We start from the raw sequence: 22422 nt of genomic DNA on the forward strand, positions 1-22422 counted from the left end.
TTGTACAGATTAGCCGACCGGCCCACGCGGGGGCCAATCGCCTCAGCTGTCTACTTGCGTCGCTCGCGCCTCTCGCGAACACGCACGTTGATGCGCACGGGTGAGCCGTCGAAGCCGAACTGTTCGCGCAGTTTGCGCTCGAGGAACCGGCGGTAGCCGGCCTCGAGGAAACCGGTGGTGAACAGCACGAACGTCGGCGGGCGGGTCGCGGCCTGGGTCGCGAACATGACGCGGGGCTGCCGGCCGCCACGCACGGGCGGCGGGGTGGCGGCGATGACGTCCTTGAGCCAGCCGTTGAGCTGACCGGTGGAGATCCGCTTGTCCCACGACTCCAGCGCGGTGTCGAGCTGCGGCACCAACTTCTGCACCGAGCGGCCCGTCGAGGCGGAGATGTTCACACGACGCGCCCACGGCACGCGTGAGAGGTCGCGGTCGATCTCCTTGTCGAGCTGCAGGCGCCGGTCCTCGTCGACGAGGTCCCACTTGTTGAATGCGATGACCAGCGACCGGCCGGCCTCCACGATCATCGTCAGCACCCGCTGGTCCTGCTCGGTGATCGGTTCCGAGGCGTCGATCAGCAGCACCGCCACCTCGGCGGCGTCGATCGCCGCGCGCGTTCGCAGCGACGCGTAGTACTCGTGACCGCTCGCGGTGTTCACCCGCTTGCGCAACCCTGCGGTGTCGACGAAGTTCCACAGTCTGCCACCGAGTTCCACGAGCTCGTCGACAGGGTCGACGGTGGTGCCCGCGACGTTGTCGACCACAGCACGGTCGGAGTCGGTCAGCTTGTTCAACAGAGAGCTCTTGCCCACGTTGGGCTTTCCGACCAACGCGACGCGTCGGGGCCCGGCGGGCTGACCGAAGTCACGAGGCGTCTCGGGCAGCACCTCGAGGATCGCGTCGAGAAGATCGCCCGCTCCCCGACCGTGCGCCGCCGACACCGCGCGCGGCTCACCGAGACCCAGCGACCACAGGGCCGCCGCCTCCGATTCGACGCGCTCATCGTCGACCTTGTTGGCCGCCAACAGCACCGGGGTCTTCGAGCGGCGCAGCACGCGCGCAACCGCCTCATCGGTCGCGGTGGCACCGACGGTCGCGTCGACCACCAACACCACGGCGTCGGCGGTGTTCATCGCGAACTCGGCCTGACGCGCGATGGCCTGACCCATCCCCTTCGCATCGGGCTCCCACCCACCGGTGTCCTGCACCAGGAAACGACGACCCGACCACACCGCGGCGTACGACACACGATCACGCGTCACGCCGGGGATGTCCTCCACCACCGCTTCACGGCGGCCCAGGATGCGGTTGACCAGAGTCGACTTGCCGACGTTGGGTCGTCCGACGATGGCCACGGTGGGCATGGGGACGGCGTTGCCGCCCTCGCCGTCGTCGCCGAATTCGCCGATCTGCCAGTCGCCTTCATCCGACCACACACCGTCGACACCGCCGAGATCGAAATCCTGCTGGTCGGTCATGCGCGTGCTCCGATTCGGTCGGTCGCCAACTCCACGAGGTGGTCGATCACCTGCTCGATGGTCATGTCACTGGTGTCCACCACGATCGCGTCGTCGGCGGCGCGCAACGGCGACACCGCGCGGGTCGAGTCGAGGTGGTCGCGGCGCTCGACGTCGGCGAGCACCGTGTCGAAGTCACTGGACCGCCCCTGCGACAGATTCTGGTCGTGGCGTCGCTGAGCGCGGGCCTGCGCCGAGGCGGTGAGGAAGATCTTCAACTCGGCGTCGGGGAACACCACGGTCCCGATGTCTCGGCCCTCGACGACGGCGTACTCACCGGCCACGATGTCGCGTTGCAGCGCAACCATCTTCGTGCGGACATCCGCCACCGCCGAGACGGCCGAGACGGCCTTGGTCACCGCGTCGGTACGGATCTCGCTCGAGACCTCCTCACCGGCAAGGGTCACCGCGTGCGAGCCGGGATCATTCGACAGCGTCATCTCGACGTCGGCGACGGCGTCGGTGATGGCATCAGGGTTCTCGAGGTCGGCGCCGGCGCGCAGTGCGGCGAGCGTCGCCACCCGGTACATGGCACCGGTGTCGAGGTACCGGGCGCCCAGGCGGTCGGCGACACGGCGCGACACGCTCGATTTGCCGGTACCCGCGGGCCCGTCGATGGTGATGATCGCGTGCGGGGCGCTCACATCCCCACCGCCTTGTAGAGTGCGCCGACCTCGTCGCGGCCGAGCACCCGCAGGCTGCCCGGACGCTGGTTGCCGAGGTGCACCGCGCCGATCTCGGTGCGGACGAGGTTCAGTACGGGGAACCCGACGTGGTCGAGCATGCGACGGACGATCCGCTTACGACCCTCGTGCAGAACGAGTTTCACCAGTGCCTGGCCCTCGAGGATCTCGAGCACCGCGAAGCCGTCGACCGACACCGGGCCGTCGTCGAGTTCGACACCGGCCTTCAGGGTGCGACCGAGTCCACGGGGCGGGATGCCCTTCACCGTCGCGAGGTAGGTCTTGGGCACCTCGAACGAGGGATGCATCAGGCGGTGGGCGAGTTCGCCGTCGTTGGTGAGCAGCAGCAGCCCCTCGGTGTCGGCGTCGAGACGGCCGACGTGGAACAGCCGCTGACCGGCCATCACGCGCTCGGCGACCACGTCACCGACACACGGTCGGTTCTGGTCGTCGCTCATCGTCGACTGCCAGCCCTTCGGCTTGTTCAGCGCGAGGTACTGCAGGGTCTCGTCCATCACCACACGGGCGCCGTCGACACGCACCACCGCGGTGGTCGGGTCGATCCGCATCCCCTGCTCGGTGACGATCTCGCCGTCGACGTCGACGCGGCCGGCGGCGATCAACTCCTCGGCACCGCGTCGCGATGCGACGCCGGCCTGGGCGAGCACCTTCTGCAGGCGCACACCGTCGGCGACGTAGTTCGCGCCGTCGCCCTCGGGCGTGACGTTCTGGATCTTCGCGGGCTTGGCGTTGTTGATGCGCTCCTGGCCGCGGCGCACGCTCGGAGCGGCGCCCTTGGCGGCGTGTGCCGTTCCCTTGCGGTGCGGCTTCTTCGGCTTGCCCGGGGAGTTGCCTGTGCGGGAGGCGTTCGAGGTGGTCTTGCTTCGGTCCGGTCTGCCGTCTCGGCTAGCGGGTGTCATGTCTAATCCAGTTCTGAGGTGGTGAGGTCAATCTTCGAGTCTGCCTGCCGGGAGTCCATCTTGGCGAATCGTGGATCGTTGATGATCTCCTCGTCGATGTCGTCGATCACGTCGACATCGGGCAGCAGCGGCGCCAGATCGGGTAGCTCGGCCAACGATGCCAGACCCAGCCGTTCCAGGAACAGCTCGGTGGTGGCGTACATCGTCCCGCTGGTCTCGGGGTCGCTGCCCGCCTCGCGGATCAGTCCCCGAGCCAGCAATGTGCGCATCACGCCGTCGACGTTCACGCCACGCACCGCACTCACCCGGGTGCGGGTGACCGGTTGGCGATAGGCGATGACCGCCAACGTCTCCAGCGCGGCTCGCGTCAACTTCGAACGCACCCCGTCGAGCAGGAGTTTCTCCACGTAGGGGGCGTAATCGGTGCGGGTGTAGAGCCGCCACCCGTCGCCTGCGTAGCGCAGGTCGATCCCGCTCGACCGTTCGGTCAGTTCGGCCTCGTAGGCCCGCAGCGCCTCGGCCACCCGTGCCTCGGGTTCACCGACCGCACCCGCCAGCGACTCGGTGGTCACCGGCGAATCGACCACCAGCAACATCGCCTCGAGAGCCGACCGCAGCTCGTCGTCGGCGAGGGCGTCGTGATCGTCGAACAGCATGTCCTCGGTCATCCGTCGTCTCTCATCCGTAGCCGTCCGCGCTCGTCACGGTGATCTCCTCGGTGTCGCGTTCACCGGTCCACGACACGTGCAGTGTGCCCAACGCCTCACTCTGTTCGAACTCGATGGCGCGTTGCCGGAACAGTTCGAGCAGCGCGAGGAACCGCGCGACCACCTCGAGGCCGTTGGCGCATTCGGAGACCAGCGTCGAGAAGTCCACCCACTGTTTCGCCCCGGCGACCCGCAGGATCTCGGTCACCCGCACCACCTGCTCGGGCACCGACACTGCGTCGACGTCGTGCAGATGCGACAACCCGACCCGCGGCACCGGCTTGGGCGCCATCGCGGTCGCGGCGACCTCGGCGAACTGTTGTGCGTCGACGCCCAGGGTCACCTCCGGCAGCAGCTTCTCGTACCGGGCCTCCAACGACACCGCCCGTGGATAGCGCTGCAGTGCAGCCGCTTCGAGTTCGGCGAACAGGGCCGCGACCTGCTTGTAGGCGCGGTACTGAAGGAGTCGGGCGAACAGGAGGTCGCGGGCCTCGAGCAGTGCGAGGTCGTCGGGATCCTCCACCTCGCCCCGCGGAAGCAGTCGCGCGGCCTTCAGATCGAGGAGTGTCGCGGCGACCACGAGGAACTGCGTCGTCTGATCGAGGTCGACGATCGACCCGATCTTCTTGGTGTAGGCGATGAAATCGTCGGTGACGGCGTGCAACGCGACCTCGGTGACATCGAGACGACGCTGACTGATCAGGTCGAGCAGCAGATCGAACGGGCCGGAGAAATTCGTCAGCGACACGTTGAACACCGACGGATCCGGCTCGGCGGCCACGTCCGTCGTGGGTGACGCGTCGACGGCGTTGTCGGACATCACGATCGGCCGGTGCGGTGCAGCACCTCTCGTGCGAGCGCCCGGTACGCCTTCGCTCCCCCGGATTTCGGAGCCCACGAGGTGATCGGCTCGCCGGCGACACTGGTCTCGGGGAACCGCACGGTACGACTGATGACGGTGTCGTAGACGCGTTCACCGAACACCTCGACCACGCGCGCCATCACCTCCCGCGAGTGCAGGGTGCGCGCGTCGAACATGGTCATGAGGATCCCGCCGAGGGTCAGTCGCGGGTTCAACCGGTCACGCACCTTGTCGATGGTGTCGGTGAGCAGCGCGAGCCCGCGGAGGCTGAAGTACTCGCACTCCATCGGTATGAGAACGGTGTCGGCGCAGGCCAGGGCGTTCACGGTGAGCAGACCGAGCGACGGCTGGCAGTCGATGAGGACGTAGTCGTAACGGTCGAGGATGGGGTGCAGCGCCCGACCGAGGGTGTGTTCGCGGCCCACCTCGTTGACGAGCTGGATCTCGGCGGCGGAGAGGTCGATGTTGCTGGGCAGCAGGTCGAGTCCGTCGACGCGGGTGCGCATCAGCACGTCGTCGACCGACACCTGCGGCGGCACCAGCAGGTTGTGCACGGTGAGGTCGAGTTCGTGGTGCGGGACGCCGAGCCCCGCCGACAACGCGCCCTGCGGATCGAGGTCGACGAGGAGCACGCGACGGCCGTACTCGGCGAGCGCCGCACCGAGATTGATCGTCGAGGTGGTCTTGCCGACGCCACCCTTCTGATTGCACACCGCGATCACGATGGCGGGGCCGTGCTTGTCGAGCGGCTGCGGGTCGGGCACCTCGCGGGCCACGCGACCGGTGGGCCCGACCCCCTCGGGCTCACCCGAGACGTCGGCCTGCGCCGGTCCGCGGTTGGGGGTGTCGATGGTGAAGCTGTACTGCGCCGCTTCCGTGTCGGGGGACGGAGCGTCACGCGACGGGTCACCCTGGGCCGGCGGCTGAGGGGTGGTCACGTTGTCGATGCTCCTGACGCGAGAGTGGGTCGTCGATCGCAGATCAGCCTAGTGCGTCACCCGCGCGCGGCGGCGACGCATCGCCGTCACCGGGCCCGCGGGTGTGCCGTCGCGTAGACCTCGCGCATCGCCGACACGGTGACCAGTGTGTACACCTGCGTCGTGGTCACCGAGGCGTGCCCCAGCAGTTCCTGCACCACACGCACGTCGGCGCCACCGTCGAGGAGATGGGTGGCGAAGCTGTGCCGCAACGTGTGCGGCGACACCGCCTTGTCGAGACCGGCCCGGTTCGCCGAGTCGGCGAGCACCTGCCACGCACTCTGCCGCGAGAGTCGACCGCCGCGGGAGTTGAGGAACAGCGCCGGGTTGAACTTCGACACCAGCGCCGGACGCCCCCGCACCAGGTAGGCGTCGAGCGCCTCGAGCGCCGGGCCGCCCACCGGCACGAGGCGTTCCTTGCCGCCCTTGCCGCGCAGGAGTACCGCGCCCGTCTCGGCAGTGACGTCCTCTATGTCGAGCGACACCGCCTCGGAGATGCGGGCACCGCAGCTGTACAGCAGCTCCATCAGGGCACGGTCGCGCAACGTGCGCGGTGTCTCCGACGGGCCCGAGCCGCCGGCCGCCTCGAGGATGGCGATCACCTCGTCGACCGGAAGGGATTTCGGGAGCCGTCGCGCCGGTTTCGGGGGGCGCACCGCGTGGGCGACGTCGGTGGCCGCCATCGACTCGGCGACGGCGAACTTGTGCAGTCCACGGGTCGCGACCAGGGTGCGGGCCACGGAGCTGTCGGCCAACGGCTTCTCGTCGCGGTCGGGATCCCCTCGCCGCAACGCCACCAGGAACTCGCGCACGTCCTCCTCGGCGACGTCGCCGAGCTCGGCGATCTGCCGTGATTCCAGGTACCGCTGGTACCGCAGGAGGTCGCGACCGTACGAACTCAGCGTGTTCGGCGCGGCCCCGCGTTCGACGGCGAGATGGTCGAGATAGCGCCGGATCTGGCCGCCCAGCGTCGTGTCGTCGAGTTCCATTCGCCCACGGTCATTTCCGCGAAGCGTGGCGGCGGTCGAGTGCGGTCGGTTGATCGACCCACTCCGCGTCGGGGTCGCGCAGAGCGGCGCCGGTGGCGCGGACGTGCGCCAGCGCGAGGATGCCGCACACGCTGGTGACGTTGACGATCTCGCCGGCGAACACCATGGCGACGGCGTCGTCGAGCGGAATCCAATCGATGTCCATGTCGGCTTCTTCGTCGTGGGCGTCGGGGCGGTCGACCTCCCGCAACCCCTCCGCCACGAACACCCGCAGCGCCTCGTCGGTGAAGCCGGGTGATGAGGCGACGTCGACGAGGGTGTGCCAGTGGTCGGCCTCGACACCGACCTCCTCCATCAGTTCGCGTCGCGCGGCGTCGACCGGTGACTCGTCGGCCCCGGAGTCCATCAACCCGGCGGGGAGTTCGCGGAGTCGGCGGCGCACCGGGTGTCGGTACTGGGTGACCGTCGCGATGGCGCCGTCGGCGTCCACGGCGACGATCGCGACCGCGCCGTGGTGTTCGACGACCTCACGCTTGGCGGTCCGGTCGCCGGGCATGGTGAGCTCGTCGACCCGCAGCGCGAGAATCGCGCCGTCGTAGACGGTGTCGGAACCGATGACCGAGAAGTCGAACGGTTCGTCGGCCGGTGACGACGCTGGGGTCATGCGCTCACCTCGGCGGCCCCGGTCCCTGCGTCGGGCTGGGGCACGGTGCCGCGGGCGTTCTCGTCCTCGTCGCCGTGCACGTTCACCGGGAGCCGTTCGGCTGCTTTGTATTCCAGCGCCGCGACGACGAACGCCGCGAAGAGCGGATGCGGGCGCGTCGGCCTGCTCTTCAGCTCCGGGTGCGCCTGCGTGGCGACCAGGAACGGGTGCATCTCGCGGGGGTACTCGACGAACTCGACGAGGTGCCCGTCGGGCGAGGTGCCCGAGAACTTGAGGCCGGTGGTGGCGATCTGGTCGCGGTAGGTGTTGTTGACCTCGTAGCGGTGGCGATGACGCTCCGACACCTCGGTGGTGCCGTACGCGTCGGCCACCACCGAACCGCGTTCGAGCACAGCGGGATACGCGCCGAGGCGCATCGTGCCGCCGAGATCGGCCTCACCGGCGACGGCCTGTTCCTGATCGGCCATCGTGGAGATCACCGGGTGGGTGGTGTCGGGGTCGAACTCTGCGGAGCTCGCGTCGGTGAGACCCGCCTCGCGGGCGGCCTCGATCACGATGCACTGCAGGCCCAGGCACAACCCCAGGAGCGGGATGCCGCGGCGGCGGGCGAAGCGGACCGCACCGACCTTGCCCTCGATGCCGCGGATGCCGAAGCCGCCGGGGATGAGGATCGCGTCGACGTCGCCAAGATGCTGCTGGGCACCGGCGTCGGTGGCGCACTCGTCGGACTGCACCCAACGGATCTCGACCTTGGCGCGTGCGGCGAACCCGCCGGCGCGGATGGCCTCGGTGACCGACAGGTAGGCGTCGGGCAGGTCGACGTACTTGCCGACGAGCGCGACGGTCACCGACTCCCGCGGCTCGTGCACCCGCTTGAGCAGTTCGCCCCAGATGGTCCAGTCGACGTCGCGGAACGGCAGGCCGAGCTTGCGCACCACGTAGGCGTCGAGCTGCTCGCGATGCAGCACCTTGGGGATGTCGTAGATCGACGGTGCGTCGGGGGTGGAGATGACGCCTTCGATGTCGACGTCGCACATCAGCGCGATCTTGTTCTTCAGCGGTTCGGGCACGTCGCGGTCACACCGCAGGATCAGCGCATCGGGCTGGATGCCGATGTTGCGCAGCGCGGCCACCGAGTGCTGGGTGGGCTTGGTCTTCAGCTCGCCCGACGGGGCGAGGAACGGCACCAGCGACACGTGCAGGAAGAAGACGTTGTCGCGGCCCACGTCGTGGCGGATCTGACGCGCGGCCTCGATGAAGGGCTGCGACTCGATGTCGCCGACGGTGCCGCCGATCTCGGTGATCACCAGGTCGGGCGAGTTGCCGTCGGCGTCGGGCAGGCGCATCGCGAGGATGCGGTTCTTGATCTCGTCGGTGATGTGCGGGATGACCTGCACGGTGTCACCGAGGTATTCGCCGCGGCGTTCCTTGGCGATGACGGTCGAATACACCTGTCCGGTGGTCACATTCGCGCTCTGCGACAGATTCCGGTCGAGGAAGCGTTCGTAGTGTCCGACGTCGAGGTCGGTCTCGGCGCCGTCCTCGGTGACGAAGACCTCACCGTGCTGGAACGGGTTCATCGTCCCGGGGTCGACATTGAGGTACGGATCGAGCTTCTGCATCGTCACGCGTAGCCCGCGTGAGGTGAGGAGTTGTCCGAGGCTGGAGGCGGTCAGACCTTTGCCCAGCGAGGATGCGACACCTCCGGTGACGAAGATGTGCTTGGTGCCTGATGGTGCATGACGCAGTGGTCGCAACGCTTCTCCCGATTGGCCGGAGCGGGTCGGAAAACCTGCTCGCCTACGGGGCTTTACCGTAACACCTCCGGGGCACGTCGCGTCGTCGGCGAGCTCTCCGGGGTGTCTCGGTCTCCGGTAGCCGCTCTCAGGTGGAGGGGGCGATCGCCGAGGCGCCGGGACCCGAGCCGTAGGCACCCGGGCGTCCACGCTGGGCGTCGGCCAGCGCCAACGCCGTCACGATGCGTCCGGTGGACTCGTCGACGTTGTCGACCGAGGCGACCACCCGCGACAGTGAGGCGTCGGCCCGCAGTACCCCGATCGGTGACGATCCGTCGGCCGAGCCGCTGCGTCCGGCCATCACCGTCCCCGATCCGCGGGCGCCGAACGACGCCGCGAAACGGGCGATGAGCTGTCCTCGGGCACCGGCGTTGTCGCCGAGTGAACCGCCGGTCACCACCACGGCGAGCTGCGCCGGGTTGACGGCGTTGTCGACGTAGGTGATGAAGCCGCCCTGCCGCAGCGCCTGCAGCCCGGCGGAGATGTCGGTGTCCGATGCGCCGCCGGGCGCATCGATCTTGCGCTGCAGCAGCAGCCCGAGGAGGTCGCCGACCCGCCCGCCGGAATCGGTGAGCTCGGTGCGCAGCGACGCCCCGGACGGGATGGCCTGGTCGATGATGCTGGTCAGCTTCTGCGCCGAGGCGTCACCCACCAGTTCGTCGGTGAGACCGATCTGACCCGCGAAGGTGGCCCCGGACTGGTTGAGCGAGGTCTTCACCGCAGCGATGTCGGCCTCGGCCGCACCGGGTGCGGTCACCACGAGCACCGACCGGTTCGCGAGCAGCCCACGCAACAGACGTGGGGAGATCGCGTCGTTGAACGAGTCGGCCGCGTTGACCTGGGCGTTGAGGGTGTCGTTGTTCGATCGCAGAGACGACGAGTCGTTACCGGAGTCGATGCGATCGGCGACGAAGCCCGATCCGAGCACCACGCCGACGGCGAGCGCGAGGAAGACGGCGACGAGCGAGATCGCGTGCTGGCGCAGCGAGATCACGAGCTATCGGTTCCAGGCGTCCCTGGCCCAGACGTAGCCACGGTCCCATTCGGCCACGATCCAGTCGGCGATCTCGCCGCCGGTGTTGCTCATGACCAGTGCGACGATGATGGCGGCCAGCGCTGCGAGCACGAGCAGCGCGATCGCGGCACCGGAGACACGGCTGCGGTAGAGCGTCGCAACGGCTTTCGCGTCGACCAGCTTCGGTCCGACCTTGAGGCGGGTGAGGAAGGTCGACGGGTTCGATTCCCGGCGGCTGCGGTCGAAGAAGTCGTCGAGTGACGCCGACGTACCGACGGTGACGATGAGCGCCGCGCCGTGGAAGTCGGCGAGCAGCAGCGCGAGATCGGATGCCGAACCCGCCGCCGGGAACGTCATCGCCCCGACACCGAGATCCTGGATCCGCTCGAGTCCGACGGCGTGACCGTCGGGATCGGCCGGGAGCACCACCTGCGCACCGCATTTCAGCGTCGCCGCCCGCATGGTCTCGGGGTCGCCCACGATGAGGTCGGGACGGTAGCCCGCGCGCATCAGGGTGTCGGCGCCGCCGTCGACACCGATGAGGACCGGTGCGTACTCCTTGATGAAGGGCTTGAGCTTCTTGAGGTCGAGTTCATGGTCGGCGCCGTCGGCAACCACCACGACGTGCCGGTTCTTGAGGTCGACCTCGACATCGGGCACGCCCACGCCGTCGATGAGCAGCGGCGACTCACTGCGGATGAACTCGATCGTGTTGCCGGAGAACGCCTCCAGGTGATCGACGAGACCCGACTTGGCCTCGATCATCAGCTTCGCCACCGCCCGCTCGTCGAGTTCGGTGCCGCGCGCGAGGCGGTTGCCGCCGACGTAGACGTTGCCGTCGTCGATACGGATCTTCGACCCGTCCTTGATGCGGCGGAACACCTCCGGGCCCACGTCGTCGATGAGGGTGATGCCCGATGCGACGAGCACCTCGGGGCCGAGGTTGGGGTAGCGACCCGAGATCGACGGGGACGCGTTGACGACGGCGGTCACGTCGGCCTCGACGAGACGGTCGGCGATCACGCGGTCGAGGTCGAGTTCGTCGAGCACGACGATGTCGCCGTGGCTGACGCGCTCGAGCAGGCGCGAGGTGTTCTTGTCGACCCTGGCGATCCCGCTGATTCCGGGCAGGGTGTCATCGGTGCGAGAGAGCAGGGCTGGCATCTTCATGTCGCCCATGATCGGCCCGAGGGTGAGGACGGGCACGGAGGCGCGCCGTAACATTCGCCACTTTTGTCACATCAGTAACAGGCGTTCGATCACCGATGATTGTGGTGGGTCCCCCCGGATCAGGCGAGCGCCTTCTCCCGGTCGGCCGTGGCGAGCAGTTCTTCCGCGTGGGCGCGACCGGTGTGCGAATCCCCCAGGCCGGCCAGCATGCGGGCCAGTTCGGCGACGCGACCCGAGTGGTCGAGGGTCTCCACCGAGCTGGTCACCGAACTCTTGCCGGTCGTCTTGCCGATGAGCAGGTGGTTGTCGGCGAACGCCGCGACCTGCGGGAGGTGCGTGACGACGATGACCTGGTGGCTGCGGGCCAGGGCGGCGAGCCGCTTGCCGATCTCGACCGCCGCGCGTCCACCGACACCGGCGTCGACCTCGTCGAACACCATCGTCGATCCGCCGTCGGGGCCGGCCAAGACGACCTCGAGAGCGAGCATCACCCGCGAGAGTTCGCCGCCCGACGCCGACTTCGCGATGGCGAGCGGTACCGCGCCCGAATGGGCGGCGAGGGTGAACTCGACCCGGTCGACTCCCCCGGATCCGGCGTGCAGCCGTGTGCCGTCGACGAGGAGACTGCGTGGATCGCTCTCCCCCGACTCGTCGGGAGACACCGACACCTCCAGGGTGGCGTCCTTCATGGCCAGGCCGCCGAGCTCGCGGCTCACCTTCGTGCCCAGAGAGCCTGCCGCCTTCGTCCGTGCCGCGGTGAGGGTCGCGGCGACGCCGACCAGTGCCGTCGTCGCCTCCTGCGCGGCGGTCTCGAGCGCCTCGATCGACACCGACGAGTCGTCGATCTCGGCGAGACGACTGCGCGCGGAATCGCGCCACGCCAGCACACCGTCGATGTCGGGTGCGTACTTGCGGATCAGGTTCTTCAGTTCGGCCTGCCGGACGAGCACCTTCTCGAGCTCGGAGGCGTCGGCGGGGAGTCCGTGGAGGAACCCGGCGAGTTCCTCGCCGATGTCGCCGACCACCGACAACGCCTCCTCCACCCGTGGGAGCAGGTCGCGCAGCGTGGGTTCGGAGGTGGAGCCGAGCAGCGTGCGCACCTGACCGAGCAGGTCGATGACGGCGGCGGCGTCGGCGTCGTCGCCGGCGAGATCGGTCTGACCGGTCACCGCGGCGTGCGCGCCGGCGGCGACCGAACGGACCTCTTCGAGGTCACCGAGCCGGGTCACCAGCGCGGCCAGTTCGAGGTCCTCGCCGGGCGTCGGCTCGACGGCGTCGATCTCGTCGAGGGCATAACGCAATCGGTCGGCCTCCTGGGCCAGCTCCCGGGAGTTGCGGCGGCGCATCTCGAGCTGGTCGACCGCCTCGATCCACGTCTGCCGCGCCGCGCGATAGGCGGTGAGCGCCTTGGCGACCGGTTTGCCGCCGAAGCGGTCGAGGGCGTCGCGCTGATGATCGGGTTTGAGCAGCCGGAGCTGATCGTTCTGGCCGTGGATGGTCAGCAGGCTGGTGGTGAACGCGCCGAGGGTGCCGACGGGAACCGACCGACCGCCCAGGTGCGCGCGTGAACGACCGTCGGCGCTGACCGACCGCGCGGCGATGACGGTGTCGTCCTCGTCGCGTTCGGCGCCGGCCGATTCGAGGATCTCGTCGACACCGGTGAGCGACGGATCGACTCGGAACCGTCCCTCGACGGTGGCGCGGTCGGTGCCGGTACGGACCCTGTCGCCGTCGCCGCGCACCCCGGAGAGCAGGTGCAGGCTGGTGACGACCATCGTCTTGCCCGCGCCGGTCTCTCCGGTGAGGACGGTGAACCCGTCGTGGAATTCCGCGGCGGCGTCGGCGATGACACCGAGTCCGCTGATCGCTAGTTCTTCGAGCACGTCACACCTGCCTGCCCCGCCAGCCGGTGACGGGAAGATCGAATTTGGTGACCAGTCGGTCGGCGAACGGATCGGAGTCGATCCGCACCCACTGCAGCGGCCGTGCACCGCGCACCACCTCGATACGTGCCCCCGGGGGGACGTCGATGGCGCGGCGGCCGTCGCACGACACGATGGCATGTTGCCCCGACCGTTCCACCTCGATGGCGATCACCGAGTTGGGGCTGGTGACCAGGGGCCGGGTGAACAGTGCGTGGGCGTTGCTGGGGACCACGAGGATCGCCTCGAGATCGGGCCACATGACCGGACCGCCGGCGGAGAACGCATAGGCGGTGGACCCGGTGGGTGTGGAGACGAGGATCCCGTCGGCGCCGTAGGAGGCGACGGGACGACCGTCGACCTCGGTGACCACCTCGAGGACACCCTGGTTCCCGGGGTTCTGGATGCTGGCCTCGTTGAGTGCCCAGGTGCGGGCGATGACCTCGTCGCCGTCGACGATGACCGACACGTCCAGCGTCATCCGCTGCTCCACGCGGTAGTCGCCACGGATAAGTTGATCCATCACGGCGTCGACACGGTTGGCCTCGGCCTCGGCGAGGAACCCGATGCGGCCCAGGTTGATACCCAGGACCGGGACCGACGACGGGTAGGCCAGTTCCGCGGCGCGCAGGAAAGTTCCGTCGCCGCCGAGGACGATGACGATCTCGCAGCCCGCCGCCGACTCCTCGTCGCCTCGGGTCACCTCGACATCGGCGCCGAAACTGCGGAGCTCGGCCGGATCGACGGGGTGCACCGAGCGCGAACCGGCGGCCGCGCCACGGTTGAGGCCCGCGATGTCGTGCTCCACCACGCGCATCCCGACCCCGGCGTCGGCGCAGTGCCGGGCGATGGCGGCCATCGTCTCGGTGACGACCGCGCGCCCCGTGTGCGCCACCACGAGGAACTCACGATCGGTTCCCACGGTTCGCGCCCCCACCTGTGTCACCGGGGTCCTTCCTCGATCGCCGCCGTGATGGCAGCGAATGTGTCGTCATCGATCTCACCGTGCGCTACATCGACGTCGGCAACCGGGTCGACGGTTCCATCACGCCGCAACCACAGGAAGTATTCAACATTCCCCGACGGACCCGGCAGCGGACTGGCCACGGCGCCCACCGTACGCAGCCCGAGTGCGAGCGCGCGGGCCGCAACCGCGCACACCGCGTCGCGACGCAACGTCGGATCCCGCACCACACCACCGGATCCGACGCGTTCGCGACCCACCTCGAACTGCGGCTTCACCATGGGCACCACATCGCCGCCCGATGCCACGCAGGCCGCGAACGCCGGCAACACCAGCCGCAGGGAGATGAACGACAGGTCGGCGACCACCAGGTCGACCGGTCCGCCGATCGCGTCGGCATCGAGGTGACGGACGTTCACGCGGTCACGGACGTCGACCCGATCGTCGGTCTGCAGGCGCCACACGAGCTGGCCGTAGCCGACGTCGGCGGCGACCACCTCGCGCGCACCCCGACGCAGCAGCACGTCGGTGAATCCCCCCGTGGAGGCGCCGGCGTCGAGTGCGCGCCGACCCTCGACGAGGAGGCCTCCGGGCGCGAACGCGTCGAGGGCGCCGATCAGCTTGTGTGCCCCCCGCGACGCCCACTTCTCGGTGTCGCTCTCCGACACCACGATCGGTGTGTCACGACCGACGTTGGTGGCCGGCTTGCCCGCCGCGACACCGTTCACCGCGACGTGCCCGGCGACGATCAGGTCACGAGCCTCCTCGCGCGACCGGGCCAGTCCGCGCCGCACCAGTTCGGCGTCGAGGCGCGCCCGCGGCGCCATCAGCGGTCACACACGGTCGAGCTGCTCGAGCGCCGTGGTGAGCACGTCGTGGGCCTGCTCGAGGAGATCGGCCTGTGCGGACAGGGGTGCCAGATCGACCGGACCGTCGTGGCCGTCGTCGTCGGCTGCGGACCGCCGGACCTCGTCGACACGGTCGAGGAGTTCGGCGACCTCCCCGACGACCGCGTCGGGGTCGACACGGTGCGTCTCCGACGATGCGGCGGTGGCACCGAAGCGGCCGGGCATCTGTGCGGGCGACGGATGGCTCATCGCTTCGAGACGCTATCGGAGTCGAGGCCGTACCGCCGCAGCGCCGCAGCCGCGGTGTCGCCGTCGGCCTCGAACGACACCTCGCGTGCCGACTCCGGGCGTGCGTCCGCGGAGTACGCCGCGTGCAGGACCGCCGCGGGCAGGGCGTCGGGATCGCCGTCGGTGCCGGCGATGCGGATGGTCGAACCGTCGACCGTCACCGTCCATCCGTCGACGGGGCCGACGGCACTCGTCCCGGCCGGGCGGGTCAACGCGCCCAGATCGGCGCCGACGTGGGTCGGGCGCTGCTCGGGTGGGGCGCACACGGCGTCGGCCAGCGATGCGACGCCGGTGAGGACGAGGAGGCTGTCGGCGCCGACCGCGACGGCGCCGGCGATGTCGGTGTCGAGGCGGTCGCCGACGACGAGCGGGTGGTGCGAACCGCTGCGGGCGATGGCGTCACGCATCAGCGGCTCTGCGGGTTTGCCGGCCACCAGCGGTGTCGCACCGGTCGCGTGGGCGACCGCGGCGACCATGGAACCGTTGCCGATCATGAAGCCCCGCTCCGACGGCAGCGTGGGGTCGACGTTGCACGCGATCCACAGGGCGCCGTCGGCGATCGCGAGCACGGCCTCCGACAGTTGCGCCCAACCGGTCTCGGGCGAGTGTCCCTGGACGACGGCCTGCGGCCGATCGGCGGCGCTGCGGGTGACGCCGATGCCGACCTCGCGGATCTCCTGGGCGAGACCGTCGGTGCCGACGACCAGCGCGCGCGACCCGGGCTCGAGGTGCTCGGCCAGCAATGCCGCCGCACTCTGTGCGCTGGTGACGACCTGATCGGCCTGCGCGGTGAAGCCCAGCGACGTCAGGTGCTCGGCCACCTCGGGCGCGCGGCGGCTCGCGTTGTTCGTCACGTAGTACGCGGGCGCGGTCACGCGGGCCAGCGCCTCCTGTGCACCGTCGATCGCCTCACCACCGGCGAACAGCGTGCCGTCGAGATCACAGAGGATCGCGTCGTACCCGCCGGCCAGGGTGTCGCCGGTGGGTTCGTCGGTCACGTCGGTCTCCTCGATGGGTGTAGGCGCAGGCGCCGGGGTGGGTTCTGGGTCGGCAACGGTGTCGGTCATCTCGCGTTCGGTCACCTCGGGCGCGACGGGCAGGGTCGAGGTGACCTCGGCGTCGGTCGGCTGCGGTGCCTCGTCCTCGTGCGCGGGCTCGCCCTCGATGTCGATGGCGTCGCCGTCGTCGATGTCGTCGCCTCCGAAGTGCTCGGCGAACCCCTCGGGGTCGGTGAGCTCCATCAGTCGCAGCTCGGCGTCGGTGACGTCGTCGACGTCGGCGGCCGCGGCGTTCATGAACCAGGTGACGGCGTCGTCGGTGCGGCCCGCGGCGTGCAGCGCTGTCGCGTAGGCGTAGAACAGCCGCGCCGCAGCGGTACCGGTCTGCGACGGGTCGAGTCCGGCGGTCTGCAAGGTCACCACGGCCTTGTCGAAGTCGCCGAGATCGATGCGGGCGCCGGACTCGACGATCTTCATCTCGGTGGCCTCGTCGCCGGTCAGCGCACGCCCCTCGTCGCTGCGGGCGATGTCGATGGCACGGTCCGGACGACCCAGCCCCCGTTCACAATCGGCCATCAGCGGCAGCAGTGTGGTGCCGCCGGACATGCGGCGCGCGGCACGCAGTTCCGAGAGCGCCTCGGTCCACTCGTTCGCGTTGTAGGCCGCGATGCCTGCGGTCTCACGAACCACCGCGATACGGCCGGCGCGCCGCCGGGCGGCACGCGCGTGCTCGAGCGCCAGCGCAGGATCCTCGTCGAGTAGACGCGAGGTCATCACCAGGTGGCGGGCGACGGCGTCGGCGTTGGTGCGGTCGAGGGTCAGCAGATCGCGGCGGACCTCTCCGTCGAGATCCTGGGGCACCACGTCGTCGGGGATCGACGGCTCGGGTGGCCGATTCGCGGATCCGGTGCCACGGCGTGGGCCGTCGTCACGGCGACGATGGTCGGTGGCTCGAGAGCCCCGCTGTTCACGATCGGTCATTGTTGTCCTTCGGATCCACGCTGTGAAGTTTGTGGCGCAAGCATATCGTCTCCAGGTATGCACTCCGTTCGGCACAGGGACCGGTCCGCCGGGTACCCCGCATCGTGAGGTTCCCGACGCCGACGTTCCGTGGTCGCCCCCTCGACGACCACATCGACGACGCCCTGGCCGCGGTCGGACTCGACGACCGGACCGACAAGCCGGTCCGCGGAGAAGGACTCACCGCCCGGGTCGGACTCCTGCTCGGCATCGCGTTCACCGTCTGCTTCGTGACCGGCCTCATCAGTCACTGGATCCAGCACCCGCCCGGATGGTTCTACTGGCCGGCCAACCCGCCGTGGCTCTACCGCGTCACGCAGGGTCTCCACGTGATCAGCGGTGTGGTGGCGATCCCGCTGCTGCTGGTGAAGCTCGGCGTGGTGTACCCGAAGTTGTTCGCCCGTCCACGTATCGGATCGCCGGTGCGTCTGCTCGAACGGTTGTCGATCGCGGTCCTGGTGGCGGCGGGCATCTTCCAGCTGTTCACCGGATTGATGAACACCGCGCAGTGGTACCCGTGGAAGTTCTTCTTCACCACCACCCACTACGCGATGGCGTGGGTCGCCATCGGCGCCCTGGCGGTCCACATCGCGGTGAAGCTCCCGATCATCCGTCGCGCACTCGGCGAACCCCTCGACGCCGAACCCGACACCCCGCCCGACGCCACCGGCCCCGGCCACAAGGGCGTCCTCACCCGCAGGACCGTCCTGCGCGGCACGTGGGCGATCGCCGGCCTGACCGCTCTGGCGTACGCGGGGCAGTCCGTCCCGTTCCTTCGCTGGGCCGCGTTCCTCGCCCCGCGGTCGGGCGAGGGGCCGCAGGGTGTGCCGATCAATCGCACCGCCGCCGCCGCCGGCATCACCGACCGCATCCGGGGCGCCGACTATCGGCTCGTGCTCGCCGTCGACGGTCGTGAGACCCCGATCTCCCTCGAGGCGTTGCGGTCGATGCCGCAGACGACGCGCGACCTGCCGATCGCGTGCGTGGAGGGGTGGAGCGCGTCGGGGACGTGGCGTGGTGTGCGTTTGCGGGATCTGCTCGCGGCGGTCGACGAGAGAGGCGGACGCGACGCCCGGCTGGTGTCGTTCGACCGCGGCCTCTACGGGGTCAGCACGCTGCCCGCCAACTTCGTCGACGACGACGACACCCTCATCGCTCTCGAGCTCAACGGCGAGGTGCTCAGTCTCGACCACGGGTATCCGTGCCGGCTCATCGCGCCGAACCGCCCCGGTGTGCTGCAGACGAAGTGGCTGTCACGGATCGAGGTCCTGTGATCACCGCCATCCGACTGATCCTCGCGCTCATCGGCCTCGGGATGGCCGCATACGGGGTGTCGTTGCTGTGGGACGTGCAGACCGCCGACCAGATCTCACTGCTCATCTGGCTCGCCGCCGGACTCATCGCGCACGATGCGATCCTCGCCCCGACCTACACGATGTTCGGCCACGCCGGGCGGCGTCTGCTGCCGTCGACGGTGTGGGCGCCAGTGCTCGTCGCGGCCGCGGCGACCCTGATCTTGGTGCTCCTGTCCCTACCGGTCCTGGCCCCGCGACCGGCCGACAAGACTCCGGTCAACGCGACCATCCTGGACCGGCCCTACGGTCTCGGCCTGGGGATCGTCGTCGCGATCATCTGGGTGCTGGCGGCAGTGGTCGCGGTACGCAATCACCGCTCCCTCCACACTGGTCCGGCGTCAGGCGACCCGGGCGCGGCAGACCGCGGGCGCGACCGAGTGCGGTAGCAGCCGCGCGCTGTCGAGGGGCAGGAGCAGTTGCACGTCGGCGTCGTCGAGAAAGCGATACGGGTTGCCGACGACCACACCCGCCAACTGTCGACGCAGGCGCGACATCTCGGCACGCACCGTGACCACCCGCGATTCGTCTCCGAAGAGGTCCTCCGCCATCTGCGCCGCGGTGCGGCCGCCCCGATGTCGCGCGAGGAGGTACAGGATCTCGGCGTGACGCGGGGTCGGGGCATTCGTCCACCCGCCGAGCGCGGTGTCGACGCGCACCGACGGCGCGCCGCCGTCGCGAAGGTCGACCACCACCGTCGTCGAGACATCGGCGGCGGTGTCGGTGTCTGCTCGCACACGCACCAGCCAGCCGCCGGGAAGGGGTTCGGCGTCGCACGATCCGAGCGACGGCAGCCATACGCGTCCCGGCCGGAGGTCGTCGGGTAACAGGATCCGGTTGCGGTCGGCCACCGATTCCACCGCCGCCACCCATCCGTGGGCGTCGACCGCGAGCGCCCGTCCGGCGAGCCGCGCCAACATCGGCGCCGCGACCGACCGCAGTCGATCAAGGGTGCGGCGGTGCAGTTCACGCAGATGCGACTCGGCCAGTCGGGCGACCGCATCGACGAGTGCAACCGTCGTCGGGTGGATGGTCGCCGCCGGACCGCTCACGTCGACGACCCCGATGACCTCGTTCGTGCGGGCGTCACGGATCGGTGCGCCGGCGCACGTCCAGGTGTGATGGCTACGGACGAAGTGTTCGGCCGAGAACACCTGCAGCGCGCGTCCTGACGCCAGAGCGGTGCCGATGGCGTTGGTGCCGACGGACCCCTCGGCCCAGTCGGCGCCCTCGACGAAGCCGAGACGATCGGCGCTGCTCAGGACGCGGTTCGAGCCACTACGCCACAGCACCCGTCCACCGCGGTCGGCGATGACGAGGATGTTGTCGCCGTCGGTGATCACGGACTCCAGTCCGTGGGCGAGGTCGTCGACCACATCGGCCAGGCCCGATTCCTGTCGACGGCGTTCGAGGTCGCCCACCGTCACCGCCGGGCTCGTCCGATTCATCCGGTCGGGGTCGGCGCCCTGCGCGAGGAGCCGGTTCCACGAGTCGTCGATGACCTCGCGGGGTCGTGCGGGCGCCTTGTCCCCCGACATCGTCGCGTCGTAGACCTCGGTGAGGAGTTCCGCGTAGCGGCGTGGGTCGTCGCCCGCGTACAGCGCGGGCTCCGGGACTTCGGGACGGGTCATGATGGCACCAGTGTGCCCCGCGTCACATCCGCGGGCAATCACGCGGGCGCCGCGTCTCGGTGGTCGTCGCCGGTGCAACGCACTGCAACCCTGGCGTCGCCCCTTCGGAAGGTGTGCTGTGGGTCACAGCACGGAGTCTTCGACGGTGAGGACCCGGCGATCGACGACAGGAGTCCCATGACGCAGACCATCGAACCCACCGACCTCGCGGAACCCACCGGCTCGACGACGCCGACAGCACCCGGAATCGACGATGCCCAGCAGCGGATGGATCGTTGGCTGGCCGAGTTCGAGGCCGCGCTCGCGGTGCGCGACATCGAACGCGTCGTCTCGGGATTCGTGACCGACTGCTTCTGGCGGGACCTCGTCGCGATGACCTGGAACCTGACGACGATGGAGGGCCACGATCAGCTCGCCGACATGCTCACCGCGAGGCTGCCCGAAGCCGACCCCAGCGGGTTCGTGACCGCGGAGCCCGCGACCGCCGACGGTGATGTCGTGTCGGCGTTCATCGAGTTCGAGACGGCGACCGGTCGCGGGAAAGGCCACCTGCGTCTTCGACGCGGCGACGACGGTGTCGATCGCGGCTGGACACTGCTCACCACGCTGCGGGAGCTGAAGGGCTTCGAGGAGCCGCAGGGAACCCGGAGGGTGAAGGGCGCGGTCCACGGGCAATCCGAGGACACCCGCTCGTGGGCGGAGCGACGCGCCGACGAGGAGCGGGAACTCGGGTACACCGTGCAGCCGTACACGCTGATCATCGGCGGCGGACAGGGCGGCATCGCGCTCGGCGCGCGTATGCGCCAGCTGGGTGTGCCGTCCATCGTGGTCGACAAGCACGAGCGACCCGGCGACCAGTGGCGTCACCGATACAAGTCGCTGTGCCTGCACGACCCGGTCTGGTACGACCACCTCCCCTACCTGCCGTTCCCGGAGAACTGGCCGGTGTTCGCGCCCAAGGACAAGATCGGTGAGTGGCTCGAGTTCTACACGCGGGTCATGGAGGTCCCCTACTGGAACTCGACCACCTGCCTGTCGGCGGAGTTCGACGACGAAGAGGAGCGGTGGACCGTCGAACTCGATCGTGACGGAGAGAAGGTGACCGTCCACCCCACACATCTGGTGTTGGCCACCGGCATGTCCGGGAAGCCGAATGTCCCCGAGTTCCCGGGCCAGGATGTGTTCGCCGGCGATCAGCGCCACTCGAGCGCACACCCCGGCCCTGACGCCTACGTCGGCAAAAAGGCCGTCGTGATCGGGTCGAACAACTCCGCGCACGACATCTGCAAGGCGCTCGTCGAGAACGACGTCGATGTGACGATGGTGCAGCGCTCGTCGACGCACATCGTGAAGTCGGAGTCGCTGATGGATCTGGGTCTCGGCGATCTCTACTCCGAGAGGGCCCTGGCGGCCGGGATGACGACGGAGAAGGCGGACCTGACGTTCGCGTCGTTGCCGTACCGGATCATGCACGAGTTCCAGATCCCGGTGTACGACGCGATCCGGGAACGCGACAAGGATTTCTATGACCGTCTCGAGGCCGCCGGCTTCGACCACGACTGGGGCGACGACGGTTCCGGTCTGTTCATGAAGTACCTGCGGAGAGGATCGGGCTACTACATCGACGTCGGTGCGGCCGAACTCGTCGCCGACGGGACGATCAAGCTCGCCCACGGCAACGTCGATCACCTCACGGAGAACAGCGTGGTGCTCCTCGACGGAACCGAGTTGCCGGCCGATGTGGTGATCTATGCGACCGGGTTCGGCTCGATGAACGGTTGGGCCGCTGATCTCATCGGACAAGACGTCGCCGACAAGGTCGGGAAGGTGTGGGGGCTGGGCTCGGAGACCACGAAGGATCCGGGGCCGTGGGAGGGCGAACAGCGCAACATGTGGAAGCCCACCCAGCAGAAGAACCTGTGGTTCCACGGCGGCAATCTGCATCAGTCGCGGCACTATTCGTTGTATCTGGCGCTGCAGCTGAAAGCCCGTTACGAGGGGATCCCGACGCCGGTCTACAAAATGCAGGAAGTGCACCATCTGAGTTGAGGTCCAGACAGAACAAAACCCCTGTGACCAGTGGTCACAGGGGTTTTGTG

The 22422-nt window shown here is 69.2% G+C and carries 20 protein-coding genes; 3 read left to right on the plus strand and 17 right to left on the minus strand.

The features are described 5' to 3' along the window. Positions 1-50: 50 nt before the first annotated feature. From der to ACLBW1_RS20330, 16 genes are all read right to left on the minus strand, one after another. Positions 51-1478, minus strand: coding sequence for a ribosome biogenesis GTPase Der (der, locus tag ACLBW1_RS20255; protein ID WP_447813576.1), 1428 nt, complete (start codon positions 1476-1478; stop codon positions 51-53). Further along, the gene (gene cmk / locus ACLBW1_RS20260; protein WP_447813577.1) at positions 1475-2161 is read right to left on the minus strand and encodes a (d)CMP kinase; all 687 of its coding nucleotides are present in this window, start codon (positions 2159-2161) and stop codon (positions 1475-1477) included. Before cmk ends, der begins: the two co-directional genes overlap by 4 nt. Beyond that, entirely contained in the window at positions 2158-3120 is a 963-nt protein-coding gene (locus ACLBW1_RS20265; RefSeq protein WP_447813578.1) for a pseudouridine synthase, read from the minus strand. Before ACLBW1_RS20265 ends, cmk begins: the two co-directional genes overlap by 4 nt. A 2-nt stretch (positions 3121-3122) precedes the next feature. After that, a complete protein-coding gene (scpB, locus tag ACLBW1_RS20270; protein ID WP_447813579.1) occupies positions 3123-3788 on the minus strand; it encodes an SMC-Scp complex subunit ScpB in 666 nt (221 codons plus the stop codon). Positions 3789-3798: 10 nt separating this feature from the next. Then, positions 3799-4647: a segregation and condensation protein A gene (locus ACLBW1_RS20275; protein ID WP_447813580.1), complete on the minus strand. Its 849-nt coding sequence runs from the start codon at positions 4645-4647 to the stop codon at positions 3799-3801. Then, a complete protein-coding gene (locus tag ACLBW1_RS20280; protein WP_447813641.1) occupies positions 4647-5540 on the minus strand; it encodes a ParA family protein in 894 nt (297 codons plus the stop codon). Before ACLBW1_RS20280 ends, ACLBW1_RS20275 begins: the two co-directional genes overlap by 1 nt. Before the next feature lie 173 nt (positions 5541-5713). Then, a complete protein-coding gene (gene xerD / locus ACLBW1_RS20285) occupies positions 5714-6655 on the minus strand; it encodes a site-specific tyrosine recombinase XerD (RefSeq protein WP_447813581.1) in 942 nt (313 codons plus the stop codon). A gap of 10 nt (positions 6656-6665) precedes the next feature. Further along, positions 6666-7319, minus strand: coding sequence for an NUDIX domain-containing protein (locus ACLBW1_RS20290; protein WP_447813582.1), 654 nt, complete (start codon positions 7317-7319; stop codon positions 6666-6668). Further along, positions 7316-9076 (minus strand): CTP synthase, encoded by a 1761-nt coding sequence (locus ACLBW1_RS20295; protein ID WP_447813583.1) that lies wholly within the window; start codon positions 9074-9076, stop codon positions 7316-7318. Before ACLBW1_RS20295 ends, ACLBW1_RS20290 begins: the two co-directional genes overlap by 4 nt. 127 nt (positions 9077-9203) lie before the next feature. Next, complete coding sequence (locus tag ACLBW1_RS20300) at positions 9204-10109, minus strand: copper transporter (protein WP_447813584.1); 906 nt, start codon at positions 10107-10109, stop codon at positions 9204-9206. A gap of 3 nt (positions 10110-10112) precedes the next feature. Further along, positions 10113-11294 carry a putative cytokinetic ring protein SteA gene (gene steA / locus ACLBW1_RS20305; RefSeq protein ID WP_447813642.1) on the minus strand — a complete coding sequence of 394 codons (1182 nt, stop codon included), beginning with the start codon at positions 11292-11294 and terminating at the stop codon, positions 10113-10115. Positions 11295-11419: 125 nt separating this feature from the next. After that, positions 11420-13183 (minus strand): DNA repair protein RecN, encoded by a 1764-nt coding sequence (gene recN, locus ACLBW1_RS20310; protein WP_447813585.1) that lies wholly within the window; start codon positions 13181-13183, stop codon positions 11420-11422. Between the two features lies 1 nt (position 13184). Next, positions 13185-14081, minus strand: coding sequence for an NAD kinase (locus ACLBW1_RS20315; RefSeq protein WP_447813643.1), 897 nt, complete (start codon positions 14079-14081; stop codon positions 13185-13187). An 83-nt stretch (positions 14082-14164) separates the two neighbouring features. Further along, positions 14165-15013 (minus strand): TlyA family RNA methyltransferase, encoded by an 849-nt coding sequence (locus tag ACLBW1_RS20320; RefSeq protein WP_447813586.1) that lies wholly within the window; start codon positions 15011-15013, stop codon positions 14165-14167. 6 nt (positions 15014-15019) lie between these two features. Then, a complete protein-coding gene (locus tag ACLBW1_RS20325; protein ID WP_447813587.1) occupies positions 15020-15283 on the minus strand; it encodes a hypothetical protein in 264 nt (87 codons plus the stop codon). Then, complete coding sequence (locus ACLBW1_RS20330) at positions 15280-17301, minus strand: HAD-IIA family hydrolase (protein ID WP_447813588.1); 2022 nt, start codon at positions 17299-17301, stop codon at positions 15280-15282. The genes ACLBW1_RS20325 and ACLBW1_RS20330 overlap by 4 nt, the downstream gene beginning before the upstream one ends. A 164-nt stretch (positions 17302-17465) precedes the next feature. On the opposite strand from ACLBW1_RS20330, the gene ACLBW1_RS20335 reads away from it, so the two are divergent. Then, the gene (locus ACLBW1_RS20335) at positions 17466-18614 is read left to right on the plus strand and encodes a molybdopterin-dependent oxidoreductase (protein WP_447813644.1); all 1149 of its coding nucleotides are present in this window, start codon (positions 17466-17468) and stop codon (positions 18612-18614) included. After that, entirely contained in the window at positions 18611-19081 is a 471-nt protein-coding gene (locus ACLBW1_RS20340; RefSeq protein WP_447813589.1) for a hypothetical protein, read from the plus strand. Before ACLBW1_RS20335 ends, ACLBW1_RS20340 begins: the two co-directional genes overlap by 4 nt. Here the strand turns inward: ACLBW1_RS20340 and ACLBW1_RS20345 are convergent. After that, positions 19034-20323: a GAF domain-containing protein gene (locus tag ACLBW1_RS20345; protein ID WP_447813590.1), complete on the minus strand. Its 1290-nt coding sequence runs from the start codon at positions 20321-20323 to the stop codon at positions 19034-19036. The genes ACLBW1_RS20340 and ACLBW1_RS20345 overlap by 48 nt on opposite strands. 177 nt (positions 20324-20500) lie before the next feature. Between ACLBW1_RS20345 and ACLBW1_RS20350 the strand changes: the two genes are divergently transcribed. Continuing rightward, a complete protein-coding gene (locus ACLBW1_RS20350) occupies positions 20501-22372 on the plus strand; it encodes an NAD(P)/FAD-dependent oxidoreductase (RefSeq protein WP_447813591.1) in 1872 nt (623 codons plus the stop codon). Positions 22373-22422: the final 50 nt, after the last annotated feature.

Source organism: Williamsia sp. M5A3_1d (assembly GCF_053345315.1).